12 protein-coding genes and 1 pseudogene are annotated in these 13055 nt (G+C 39.8%); 12 read left to right on the plus strand and 1 reads right to left on the minus strand.

The features are described from left to right. Positions 1-78 precede the first annotated feature (78 nt). The 5 genes from AC1TPB_RS20915 to AC1TPB_RS20935 all read left to right on the plus strand — a co-directional run bounded on the left by AC1TPB_RS20915 (position 79) and on the right by AC1TPB_RS20935 (position 3971). The gene (locus tag AC1TPB_RS20915) at positions 79-1221 is read left to right on the plus strand and encodes a sensor histidine kinase (RefSeq protein WP_482078285.1); all 1143 of its coding nucleotides are present in this window, start codon (positions 79-81) and stop codon (positions 1219-1221) included. Next, complete coding sequence (locus tag AC1TPB_RS20920; RefSeq protein WP_482078286.1) at positions 1218-1820, plus strand: response regulator; 603 nt, start codon at positions 1218-1220, stop codon at positions 1818-1820. The genes AC1TPB_RS20915 and AC1TPB_RS20920 overlap by 4 nt, the downstream gene beginning before the upstream one ends. Before the next feature lie 230 nt (positions 1821-2050). Beyond that, positions 2051-2413, plus strand: coding sequence for a GntR family transcriptional regulator (locus AC1TPB_RS20925; protein ID WP_482062045.1), 363 nt, complete (start codon positions 2051-2053; stop codon positions 2411-2413). Next, positions 2413-3279, plus strand: coding sequence for an ABC transporter ATP-binding protein (locus AC1TPB_RS20930; RefSeq protein WP_482078287.1), 867 nt, complete (start codon positions 2413-2415; stop codon positions 3277-3279). The genes AC1TPB_RS20925 and AC1TPB_RS20930 overlap by 1 nt, the downstream gene beginning before the upstream one ends. Further along, complete coding sequence (locus AC1TPB_RS20935) at positions 3276-3971, plus strand: hypothetical protein (protein WP_482078288.1); 696 nt, start codon at positions 3276-3278, stop codon at positions 3969-3971. The genes AC1TPB_RS20930 and AC1TPB_RS20935 overlap by 4 nt, the downstream gene beginning before the upstream one ends. A gap of 117 nt (positions 3972-4088) precedes the next feature. On the opposite strand, the gene AC1TPB_RS20940 is transcribed toward AC1TPB_RS20935, so the two are convergent. Beyond that, positions 4089-4952, minus strand: a complete 864-nt coding sequence (locus tag AC1TPB_RS20940) for a 3'-5' exonuclease (RefSeq protein ID WP_482078289.1) — start codon at positions 4950-4952, stop codon at positions 4089-4091. A 324-nt stretch (positions 4953-5276) separates the two neighbouring features. On the opposite strand from AC1TPB_RS20940, the gene AC1TPB_RS20945 reads away from it, so the two are divergent. The 7 genes and pseudogenes from AC1TPB_RS20945 (at position 5277) to AC1TPB_RS20975 (ending at position 12954) form a co-directional block, all read left to right on the plus strand. After that, on the plus strand, positions 5277-6092 hold the full coding sequence (locus tag AC1TPB_RS20945) for an undecaprenyl-diphosphate phosphatase (protein WP_482078290.1): 816 nt from the start codon (positions 5277-5279) through the stop codon (positions 6090-6092). Between the two features lie 22 nt (positions 6093-6114). Further along, positions 6115-6273, plus strand: a complete 159-nt coding sequence (locus AC1TPB_RS20950) for a hypothetical protein (protein WP_482078291.1) — start codon at positions 6115-6117, stop codon at positions 6271-6273. A 20-nt stretch (positions 6274-6293) separates the two neighbouring features. Next, positions 6294-7502, plus strand: a pseudogene (locus AC1TPB_RS20955) (RNA-guided endonuclease InsQ/TnpB family protein); the annotation flags it as partial. A gap of 12 nt (positions 7503-7514) precedes the next feature. Further along, on the plus strand, positions 7515-8378 hold the full coding sequence (locus AC1TPB_RS20960) for an MFS transporter (RefSeq protein WP_482078322.1): 864 nt from the start codon (positions 7515-7517) through the stop codon (positions 8376-8378). Positions 8379-8568: 190 nt separating this feature from the next. Then, positions 8569-9240: a bifunctional 2-keto-4-hydroxyglutarate aldolase/2-keto-3-deoxy-6-phosphogluconate aldolase gene (locus tag AC1TPB_RS20965; protein ID WP_482078292.1), complete on the plus strand. Its 672-nt coding sequence runs from the start codon at positions 8569-8571 to the stop codon at positions 9238-9240. Between the two features lie 219 nt (positions 9241-9459). Further along, positions 9460-10845 (plus strand): class II fumarate hydratase, encoded by a 1386-nt coding sequence (gene fumC / locus AC1TPB_RS20970; protein WP_482078323.1) that lies wholly within the window; start codon positions 9460-9462, stop codon positions 10843-10845. A gap of 177 nt (positions 10846-11022) precedes the next feature. Next, entirely contained in the window at positions 11023-12954 is a 1932-nt protein-coding gene (locus tag AC1TPB_RS20975; protein ID WP_482062053.1) for an ABC-F family ATP-binding cassette domain-containing protein, read from the plus strand. The last annotated feature ends 101 nt before the right edge of the window (positions 12955-13055 follow it).

The raw sequence follows: 13055 nt of genomic DNA on the forward strand, positions 1-13055 counted from the left end.
TTTAACTCATTGTTAGGGCTTTCTTGTAGTTAGATATGCTAAACTTAAAACAACACTCTCTAGATAGGTAGGTATTACATGAATAAATGGTATCAAACGTTTAGTCGCGGAACAGGATTATCGCCATATATTTGGCTAGTCTTTTGTATTTTGCCGTTCTACTCTATATTTGGAAAATCTTCTTCAGCAGGGATGATATCCGGTACTGTACTTATTGTTGCATTTTTTATTTGTTATGTATTAGCGTTTTTATCTAAAGGCTGGCCAATATATGTGTGGACTAGTTTTCAAATTGTCATTTCAATGATTATGACGGTCAATTTCAGTTATGTTTACTTTTCGATTTTCCTAGCATTTTTTATCGGAAATATTAAAAGTAAAGCAGGTTTTTATACACTCTACATCATACATTTGATTACAACATTTGTGACGGTTAACTATGGACTTGCTGTACAAAAAACGATATTTTTCACACAGTTTCCATTTATTCTTATTTCACTCGTTGTTGTAATTTTATTACCTTTCAACACTTACAATATGAAAAAACACGATCAATTGGAAGACGAATTGGAGCATGCAAATAAGCGAATATCGGAGCTTGTTAAGCTAGAAGAGAGACAGCGTATTGCAAGAGATTTGCATGATACTGTCGGACAGAAACTTTCTCTAATTGGATTGAAAAGTGATCTAGCTGGTAAGTTGTTGCATAAAGATTTAGCTCGTGCAGAGAATGAGATTCAAGACATTCGATCTACAGCAAGAATTGCACTGAAGGAAGTAAGAGAGTTAGTAACTAAGATGCGAGGGACTAGACTAGAAGATGAAGTATACAATGTCAGTCAAATACTAACGGCAGCAGAGATTGGTTATGAATTAAGTGGTGATCCTAAGCTTCAATCCACTGCATTACTTGCTGAGAATGTTCTCTGTATGTGTATGAAGGAAGCTGTGACAAATGTCGTCAAGCATAGTGAGGCGACCCATTGTCATATTACTATTGATACGACTGCTGATGAAGTTATACTTACCGTACATGATGACGGTATAGGCATGACATTCGCGCGGTCTGACAATCGTGGAAATGGATTAAGGGGGATGAAGGAGCGTTTGGAATTCGTCAATGGTTCACTACATATTGACACGACAAATCAAGTAGGTACAACATTGAAATTGTCAGTTCCACATGCCGTTCGTCAACCGATGAAGGAGTCGATAACATGATAAACATTGTAATTGCTGAAGATCAGCGAATGCTGCTTGGAGCTTTGGCTTCGTTAATTGATCTGGAGGACGATATGTCTGTTGTTGGTAAAGCAGCTAATGGTCAAGAGGCTTTGGAACATGTTAAGGCGTTACAGCCTGATATATGTATTATGGATATTGAAATGCCGATTAAGAGTGGACTAGAAGCAGCAGAAGAATTAAAAGGTAGTAATACAAAGGTTATTATTCTTACGACATTTGCAAGAGCTGGCTATTTTGAACGTGCAATTAAGGCAGGGGTATGTGGTTATTTGTTGAAAGATAGTCCATCTGAGGAGTTAGCTACTTCTATTCGCAGTGTTATGGACGGCAAGCGAATTTATGACGCTGAATTAATGGACGAAGCTTATAGTGGCGCGGATAATCCACTAACAGAACGTGAGCAAGAAGTGTTAGGTCTAGTTGCAGATGGTAAAAATACGAAAGAAATTGCGAGCGAGCTATTTCTTTCAACAGGAACGGTCCGTAACTATATATCAACGATTCTCGATAAGCTTGATGTAAGCAATCGGATCGAAGCAATTACTCGCTTCAAAGATAAGGGCTGGTTTAAGTAGATGTAATGAAAAAGTGATTTAACGATAAAAAAGCGTTTAATTCCACAATGCATGTGGAGTTAAACGCTTTTTTTGTTCTCGCAACGCTCCTGAGCATTAAATATTACAATAGTGGTTGACATCATAAAAATGATGTTATATAGTTAGTTACATAAGTAACTAACTAATTAACTTTGATTGGTTTAACATATTAAAGAAACGATGAAAAATGTTATGGAAAGGAGTTTCATGTGAATAATTATTTGGATGGAGAAAAACCGATATTTCAACAAATTAAGGAGCAAATTGAGGATGCGATACTCGATGGACATATGGGACCAGAGGAACGAATACCATCCATTAATGAATTTGCGAAAGAATATCAGATCAACCCAGCAACAGCAAATAAAGGTGTTAACGAGCTAGTAGATCGCGGAATCATTTACAAAAAGAGAGGTGTAGGAATGTTCGTAAGTTCAAATGCAGTGGAGCTTCTTATTGAAGAGCGAAAAGAGAGTTTTGATGCGAGCTATATTCAACCCCTAATTAATGAAGCTGAGCGACTGGGAATTACTATAGAGCAATTGATGACAATGATTGGGAGGAAACTTTAATGCATATTAAGGTTAATAAACTAACAAAGCAGTATCGAAATCATAATGTATTAGATGGATTAAGCTTTGAGATGAAAGGACCAGCAATCGTTGGACTTCTTGGTCATAATGGAGCAGGTAAGACAAGTTTTCTTAATGTTATTTCAGGATTAGTAGCGCCAAGTGAAGGAAGCATTAGCATTAATGGTCAGTCCGTGTTTGACCATGGCGAGTTGATGAAAAGTATTTGTATTATTGGAGAAACAGGGAATTTTCCAACACATGTAACTGTAGCTCAAGTGATGAAGTTGAATCAATATTTTTATCCGAATTGGAATAATGAACTTGCAGAAGAATTGCTTGTGCAGTTCTCATTGAATAAGAAAATGAAAGTAAAAACGATGTCTAAAGGAATGGTTTCAGCGCTTGGAATAATTACAGGCATTGCAAGCGAAGCTCCAATAACAATTTTTGATGAGCCGTATATTGGGATGGATGCTGCTGGCCGACATTTATTTTATGAATTGTTAATTGAGCAGTTTTCAATTAATCCGCGCTTAATTATTTTATCGACACATTTAGTAGATGAAGCAAGTGAATTATTCGAGGACGTCTACATAATGCATGAAGGTAAGCTAATATTGCAGCAGTCTTACGAGGAACTTCAATCTAGAGTATTCAAGGTCAAAGGTACATTAGAGGACGTAGAGCGATATATTGTTGGGCAACAAGTGATACATCGTAGTCAATTTATGAAAGAACATATCGCTGTTATTATGAGTGATGGTAACGAACAACCGCATCAAGGGTTGAAGCGAGAAGTAGTTAAGTTACAAGAATTATTAATACTATTAAGCAAAAACCAACGGAAGGAGCAAATTCAATGAATCAGTGGAAAGGTAGTCTCTATTTATCACTGTTAAGTTACAAAAGAGAATTTCTAATATTTTGGTTAATTAATTCATCATTTCTGTTGAATATTGCTATATGCTATATGTTTCCTGATATCACGTTAATTACAGTCGGTATATTTAGTACTTTTATATTCACTTTTATATTATCCTCTAAGTTATTAAATAGGACCTTATCTATTTCACTGCGATATGGGCTGAATCGCAAACGTTTTCTAGGATCAACAGCGATATTTATCATTATTTGGTCATTCTCTCATGCAATTATGATGTTTCTAATGAATTCTATATTACTTTGGGGCGCAGATATTTTTGGATTGAGTAATATGATAGTCCCGCAAATATCAATGTTATTCGGTGATAATGTATCACTATTCATTAATTTACTTATCGATGCTTGCGTTATTAGCTTAGTATCGGTGAGCGGCATATTCGTCAATATACTGTTCTATCGCTTTGGATTAGTTGGAGGCTATGGGTTTGTTGGTTTACTAGCAGTTATTCTCTTTATTGGAGTACCGTTCAAATGGTATATCCCGCTTTCGGAAGCTGTACTGGGGATGGATTTGGCACAATTTACAGGTTTGTTATTACTATTAGCTATCATTATATATGGCGTGATCTGCGTGTTTGCTAACAAGATATCAACCATTTCTGCCAATGTATAAGTACCCAAAACTATGTTTCAATCATTGATGAAAAGCCCTACATCGCTACCTGCTTTGGGTAGTAATGTAGGGCTTGCTCTGTACTAAGTATAGAATAGTAATACTGTCTGCCTTGAACTAGTGCTTTGGCTGGGCAGCAGCTTCACTATACTCAGTAGTAGTATTTACTGGCTCCACAATTTGACTATCATCAGAAATAATCGGCGTATCAGCTTGCTCAACCTTTAGCTTAACGGGCTTTACTGCTTCGATCTCAAAGTAATGCTTAATTTCAGCTATTTTTCGCGGGTCTTCACTTTCTATACGTTCACGAATGAATTTTGCGACATAGTTGTCCCATGTTGGCTCTAGCTTTTGCATACGCAACAAGCGAATTGAATTTTTAATGCCGCGACGTTCTTTGGCATTTGTATACGTATCGACAAATAACTGCTTACGATCAAAGTCTAATCCGTCATAAATAGCTTTGAATATATGTGAGGTCATAATCGCATCGTCTAGTGCACGATGTGCTTGACCTGAGCCTTCAATAGCTAGCTGTTCGAGAGCGCCCTCTACACTTACATCGTTTGTTAGTCCTTTAAGTCTCGTATATCCCTTCAGTAGATCGAAATACGGTGTAGTCATCCAATACTGATCGTCAAGCTTATGCATGCGTGTATCAAGAATAATTCGCTTCATATCCTCACCGCCCCAAGTAATGAACATTACTTCAGAGGAAGCAGATAGCCATGTAAGAAACTGACCGATGACATGTGGGAATCTGCTAGCAGTATCGATAGCTTCTTGAGGGATTCCTGTTTTTTTCTGAATGAAATTATTGAGCTTGGCGAAATAGATAGGTTTAATAAATTCAGAAAAACTATCGATAACCTCTAGTTGCTCATTTAAGCGAACTGCACCGATCTCAATAACTTCCATAGGTAGTTCACTGGCGAATTTACGCCCATTAAATTCAATATCAAGTACTATATAATCCAAATTGATTCCTCCGTTATATGATTGCAACTCTATTCTAACAGAAATCGAGGGTAATGGGTTATCATTCACATTGCTAACATAATGGTTTATACTAATAAAGTTGTTACTAGCAGCAGTGGAGCAAGCTTTCCGATATGCTTTTTGTTTGTTGAAAAGTATATCGGAATGTACAAAAAGTTTAGTTTATGCTTCCGAAGTTACTTTTTGTTTGCGCAGAAGTATATCGGGATGCACAAAAAGTTTAGTTTATGCTTCCGAGGTTACTTTTTGTTTGCACAGAAGTATATCGGAATGTACAAAAAGTTTAGGAGGCTTCGGAATAATATGTCAGATTGGTTTGAATGGTTAAAGTATGTTTTTTTAGGTGTGATTCAAGGGTTCACAGAACCGATTCCGATTTCATCAAGTGGACATCTAATAATAGCACAGAAGCTTATGGGAATGGAGCAGCATGGATTATCTTTTGAGATTATGACTAATACCGCATCACTTATTGCTATTATATTCATTTTTCGTGAAGTGTTAGCTAGATTAATGAAAAATGGGTTTGGCTACATCAAGTCCAAGGATGCTGCATATAAGTCGGATTTCAACTTTATTTTGTACATTATTATTGGTTCGATTCCAGCAGGAGTAATCGGCGTACTATTTAAAGATAAGATTGAAGAGGTTTTCTCTTCCTCTATATACACTGTCGGCATTGCCTTATTAGTAACAGGTGTCGCGTTATGGCTAATACGTAATCTTCGTGGAGTTAAACGAGATGGTGATTTGTCGGCGAAAGATGCACTGCTTGTTGGTCTTGCACAAGCGGTTGCTCTAATACCAGGTATTAGCCGCTCTGGGTCGACGGTTATTGCTTCTATTGCAGTAGGGATGAAGCAGGATACTGCACTTCGCTTCTCATTTATGCTATATATTCCAGTAAGTGTAGGCGGGCTAATACTCGGTATTTCAGATATCGCATCTGATCCAGAACTACAAGCGCTGTGGTTCCCTTATTTATTAGCTTTTATTACGACATTGTTCGTAACTTATTTCTCGATGAAGTGGTTTATGGGAATTATGGAAAAAGGCAATTTGCGATACTTCTCTTATTACTGTTTCATTGTTGGTACATTGATTCTTATTTTCATGTAACTTCATTCAAGGTGGCTTAACTATGGATAGTATAACAGAAGCTCAATCACTTACGAAGTCGAAACGATTGGGTATTGCCACAATATTAGGCTCTCTTTCGGCGCTTGGTCCGCTATCTATCAGTTTTCGCCGAGAGGACTTCCACTTCTATAAGTGGCGAGGTGAATCGGCGATTTCTTGAATAATCCCACAACATATCAGGACGCTAAGAACCTGTATAACACGACCAATTTTTACATCCGACAGATTGTGACCGCATTTGAGCTACCCTCGCAAGAAAGTCCTTTTGTTCATTACAACTTCCTCGACGCCTTGTTCAAAGTGATGAATCAATTCGATTATCGAGCGCTCCCGACGCAGAGCAGTCAGGGAATCATGAAGGTGGTGTTCCACAATTGGAAATCCTTCATTGCCAGTATCAAAGATTACCGCCAGCATCCTGAGAAGTACAACGGCAAGCCCAATATTCCGGGATACGCACGCAATAGAGTAAAGGAAGTGATGTTCTCCAATCAAGACTGTGTGATCAAAGAACGAAAATTTCTCAAGTTTCCCAAGAGCAAGCTGCAACTGAACATCGGGAAGCTGGGCTGTACCGACGTTGAAACAAGTACGTGTCGTGCCAAGCCATGGGCAATACGTCGTTGAATTGATTTTCGCTTATACGCTTGAAACGAAGGAACGAGTACAAGACCACATGCTGGCGATTAATCTTGGCGTTGCTAATCTGCAACCATCGTCATGACGACCGGAGCGAAACCGATCCTCGTGAAGGGCAAGATCGTAAAATCGATCAATCAGTATTACAACAAGATGAAAGCGTACTATACCAGCATTCTTCGTCAGGGCAAGGAACCTCGCGAGGGCGCACATACATCCAGGCGATTAGAACGGCTCCATTTGAAGCGCCATCGGAGGATCAAAGACTTGTTCCACAGGCAAGTCATCATATTGTTCGGTTAGCCGTGGAACACAACATCGGTACGATCGCCACTTTCACATAACGATGGATGGAAACAAGCATCCGGAATCGGACGGCGAAACAATCAGTCCTTCCATCATATTCCCCATCACATGCTCATCGGGATGATCGAGTATAAGGCAACGGAACAGGGAATCATCGTGATCCTGACCGAAGAGGCGTATACTTCGAAAGCCAGCTTTGTAGATCAAGATCCGTTACCCAGATATGGCGAAGAAGGGACATGGATCTTCTCAGGCAAACGGATGTCTCGTGGTCTGTATCGGAACACTAAGGGCTTAATTCATGCCGATGTCAACGGTGCCGCCAATATTATGCGAAAAGTATTCCCAAACGTATCGGTCAAAGATGCGAATGGGATAGAGGGGGTGGATGGTAACCAGACCATCAATGTGTCAACTCCACTGGTGTTAAGCATCCTGAAATAAATGGGATGAACCATCAGAAACCCCCACTTCAATCGAAGCGACAGCTTTGGTAAGTGGCGGGAGTATTCATACTCTGGTCCTGAATTAATTCGATTTATGGCGACGTTAATGATTATTAATGGTGCCGCACCGATCTTAGCGCCAATTATTGGCGGAGAGGTTCTTAATTATACGTCTTGGAAAGGTGTATTTCGTTTATTATCTGTCTTCGGAATTATTATGTTAATCGGGATCTATTATCCATTAGGCGAGACTTTACCAGCTCATCGGCGTTCGCGCGGTGGTCTCAAAAACATATTACGAACATTTGGCTCGTTGCTAAAGGATAAGAGTTTTATCGGCTATGTATTGATGCAAGGGTTCGTTATGGGATCGATGTTTGCCTATATTTCCGGTTCTTCTTTTGTGTTGCAAGGCATATATGGGATGTCTGTACGTGAATATAGTTTGATGTTCGGAATGAATGGTCTAGGTATCGTGCTTGCAGGTCAATGTGCAGGCAGACTAGCACATAAATTCACACCAAGAAGTATGTTAGTAACTGGATTAAGTATGAGTGGTACAGGTGCTATTCTATTACTGATTGCGGTATTTGCTGATCTACCGCTTCCCTTTGTTGTGACAGGGTTGTTCTTGGTCGTTTCTAGTGTTGGGCTCATTAATACAACCTCAGCATCGTTGGCGCTGGAGAAGCAAGGAGAGCGTGCGGGAAGCGCTTCTGCTGTACTTGGCACAACTTCATTTTTATTCGGGGGTATTGTTGCACCAATAGTTGGACTTGGTGGTGAAGGAACCGCAGTGCCTATGGTTGTAACGATAGCACTTATGATTTCTTGTGCGTGGATATTTTACAGGTTTTCGCGAAAATATGGCTAGCTTTCATGCTTATAAAGGATGAATACAATAAGTTATAGGCATTGCTGAACACTATGAAAACGTTTATACTTTTCATTAGTATGAAGTATATCGAGACTTAATGAAAAGTTGTGTTTACGCTTCCGATGTACTTTTCATTCGCGTGAAGTATATCGAGAACATAATGAAAATTTTAAGGAGACGCATACAGATGAAAAAGCTTAAGGTGTTGCAGCAATTAACTGAAGCAGGGGTTGTGGCGGTATTACGTGCTGACTCCGCAGAAGAAGTAGTTGAAATGTCGCGCTATGCTATTGAAGGCGGTATTAAAGCGATCGAAATTACGATGACCGTACCACATGCTACAAGAGCGCTTGAACAACTAAGTGCGGAATACTCATGTGATGTTGATGTGAATAGTCCTAATTTTGCCATAATCGGTGTAGGTACAGTACTGGATCCTGAAACAGCTCGTGCTGCTATTTTGGCAGGGGCACAATATGTCGTTTCACCTGCACTTAATCCAGACACAGTAAAGCTATGTAATCGTTATGCAATTCCTTGTTTGCCAGGAACAATGACTATCCAAGAAATTCAATCAGCGCTTGAGTTAGGTGTAGATATTGTGAAGCTTTTCCCTGGTAATTTGTACAATCCTAGTGTTATTTCAGCGATCAAAGGTCCGCTTCCACAAGCGAACATTATGCCAACAGGTGGCGTATCGCTATCCAATATGAAAGAATGGATTAGTGCAGGTGCCGTTGCTGTTGGTATCGGTTCTGATCTTACGAAGGAAGCTGTGAAGACAGGTGACTTCAATCTAATTAAGTTAAAAGCAGAAGCGTATATGGCTGCATACCGTGATGCTAAATTAGGAAATTAATAAAAAGTTGGAGCTAATGCTTCCGAAGTACTTTTTATTAACAAGAAGTTACTCAAGAGGCCAATAAAAAGTTGGAGCTTATGCTTTCGAAGTACTTTTTATTATCAAGAAGATACTCAAGAAGCCAATAAAAAGTTGGAGCTTATGCTTCCGAAGTACTTTTCGTTTACGAGAGGTATATCAGGAAGTTAACGAAAAGTTGGAGGAGTTGTCATTGTGATGGAATACCGTATTGAGAAGGATACAATGGGTGAGATAAAAGTACCTGCTAATAAGCTATGGGGTGCTCAAACACAAAGAAGCTTACAGAACTTCAAAATTAGTGGTGAGAAGATGCCGCTTGAGGTTGTCTATGCGATGGCAATTGTTAAAAAAGCTTCTGCGTTAGCGAATGAACGTCTAGGTGTATTAGATGCAAATAAAGCTGCTGTTATTGGTGAAGCGGTTGATGAAATATTGGCTGGGCAATGGGATGATCAATTTCCACTTGTCGTATGGCAAACAGGTAGTGGTACACAAACGAATATGAATGTTAACGAAGTTATCGCATTCCGTGCTAACCAAATTCTTGCCCAGCGTAGTAGTGAGCTTCGTATTCATCCTAATGATGATGTTAACCGTTCACAAAGCTCTAACGATACATTCCCGGCAGCCATGCATATTGCTGGAGTTATTGCGGTTGAAGATCGTTTATTGCCTGCGATTGATGTGCTGCATGCAACGCTTGTAGAGAAGATGAACAAATTCGCTGATTTAGTGAAAATTGGTCGTACTCATTTACAAGATGCAACACCAATTACATTAGGTCAAGAAATTAGTGGTTGGGCAGCGATGCTTGCGAAATCTCGCGGCATGATTGAATATAGCGTGAATAGTATGCGTGAGCTTGCGCTTGGTGGAACAGCAGTTGGGACAGGCTTGAATGCTCATCCAGATTATGCGGTTACTGTCGCGGAAGAAGTGACAAAGCTAACTGGCAAACAATTCATTACAGCTGCTAATAAGTTTCATTCGTTAACAAGCCATGATGAAATCGTCTTTACACATGGCGCGATGAAAGCACTGGCTGCTGATTTAATGAAAATTGCTAATGATGTTAGATGGTTGGCAAGTGGCCCTCGTAGCGGAATTGGCGAGATTACTATTCCTGAAAATGAACCAGGCAGCTCCATTATGCCAGGTAAAGTTAATCCTACACAAAGTGAAGCGATGACGATGGCTGTATGTCAAATTATCGGTAATGATACGACAATCGGTATGGCGGCAAGCCAAGGTAACTTTGAGCTTAATGTATTTAAGCCAGTAATCTTCTATAATTTCCAGCAATCATTAGCTTTGCTGGCGGATACGATGATTTCATTCAATGATAATTGTGCAGTTGGAATTGAGCCTAACGAAGCAGTAATTACACGTAATCTTGAGCAATCATTGATGCTAGTTACAGCACTTAACCCACATATCGGTTATGAAAATGCGGCGAAAATCGCGAAAAATGCACATAATAAAGGGATTACTTTGAAGGAATCAGCTATTGAAAGTGGCCTATTAACTTCCGAGCAGTTTGATGAATATGTACGTCCCGAGAAAATGATCGGCAGAAAATAATATAAGTAAATGAACTTAACCTATTCGTGTCTGAAGATGCGAGTAGGTTTTTTTGTGTGTGGTGGAAACATAGATCATTTTAATTGCCTTGCCAGAAATGTACGAACAACCTACGCTTATGCTATGATAGTACTATAAGTTAGAGGCAGTTAAAATAACGACAAAGTAGGTACAATAATGCATTTACTATCCATTGAAAATATATCGAAAAGCTACGGCGAGAAAGTACTGTTCGAGAACGTTAGCTTCGGCTTGGAAACAGGAGACAAAATCGGGATCATTGGTGTTAATGGTACTGGAAAATCTACTTTTCTTAAAGCAATAGCTGGCATGGAGCAAACGGATTCAGGTAAAGTGAGTATTGCAAATCACGCTGTTATTCGTATGCTGTCGCAAGATCCACAATTTGAACCCAATGAAACGGCACTTGAGCATGTGCTTGGTGGTGATTCACCTCAACTGCAAGCACATAAAGAATATGCAAGTGCAATGGTAGCCATTGAACTTAATCCAACAAGTACCGAAGTTCAAGAACAACTAATGAATGCCAGTATGAAGATGGATGAGCTTGATGCTTGGCAATTGGAAAGTGAAGCACAGCTAGCGTTGAATCAGTTAGGTATTAACCAATTCGATATGTTAGTCGAGCATATGTCTGGTGGTCAACGCAAACGTGTTGCTATGGCAGCAGCACTAGTGCTACCATCTGATATCCTTATCCTCGATGAGCCGACGAACCATATCGATAACGAATCCGTTGCATGGCTTGAAGGTATGCTACAGAAACGTCGTGGCGCATTACTTATGATTACGCATGATCGTTACTTCCTAGATCGTGTAAGTAATCGAATTATTGAACTTGATCAAGGTAGGGCGTTTTTCTATCAAGCGAATTACAGCCGTTTTTTGGAGCTTAAATTAGAGCGTGAAGAGAGCGAAGCTTCTTCAGAATCCAAACGGAGAAATCTACTGCGGAATGAACTAGCTTGGATGCGTCGTGGAGCAAAGGCAAGGTCTACGAAGCAGAAGGCTAGAATAGATCGATTTGAGCAATTACAAGCATCAACGCCCAAGGAAGGCAATGGTAAAGTAGAGTTATCTGTTGCATCGAGTCGTCTAGGACGTAAAATTATCGAGATCGAAAATATAAGTAAAAGTTTCGGTGATCGTCAATTAATTCAAGATTTCAGCTATATTGCCGTGCCAGGTGATCGAGTTGGTATTGTTGGGCGCAATGGATCTGGGAAATCGACATTAATGAAAATGATCGGTGACAGATTAGAGCCTGATACAGGTAAAATTGATCTTGGGATGACCGTGAAGCTTGGATGGTTTTCGCAGGAACGTGAGGAAATGGACGAGTCATTACGTGTGCAGGAATATATACGTGAAGCAGCTGAGCAAGTTAAAACAGCCGATGGAAGCATGATTTCTTCTAGTCAAATGCTGGAGCGTTTTCTCTTCAGTTCGACGATGCAATGGACACCGATAGCTAAGCTTTCAGGTGGAGAAAAACGTCGTTTGCAGTTATTGCGTGTTTTGATGGAAGCGCCGAATGTATTATTGCTCGATGAGCCAACGAATGATCTTGATATTGCGACTTTAACTGTACTTGAAGATTACTTGGATGACTTCCCTGGTGTTGTCTTTGTTGTATCCCATGATCGTTATTTCTTGGATCGAACGGTAGATAAAATTATTGGGTTTGAAAATAATGGTGAGCAAGTGATTCATACAGGTAACTATTCTGATTACCAGGATTATGTTCAGCAGCGTGGGCGCGGAACGACAGTGGCAACGGTTCAAACTCCCATCAAGCCACGAGCAGAAGAACAAGAAAATGAAAAGCCATCTCAGCAAGAGCGTCAGTTGAAAATGTCTTATAAAGACCAACGTGATTATGAAAATATCGAAGCTTGGATTATAGAGGCTGAAGCTGAACTTGAAAATATTGCTACAGAGATGGAAGTTAATGCAAGCTCTGCAGGGCTACTCATTGAGCTTTCAGAAAAACAGAAACAAGCAGAGCAGAAGCTAGAAAAATTGATGGACCGTTGGGCGGAGTTGAATGAGTTAGCTGACCAAATCGAAGCGCAGAAGAAGGGATGACCGTAATGGATATTCGAAACATCTATTGTAATGGTCGCAATTATCGTCTTCAGGCGTTAGCTGCTATAAATAGCGAAATGATTGGCTCATGTATCATTAGA

The sequence above is a fragment of the Paenibacillus sp. Y951 genome, from assembly GCF_056786395.1.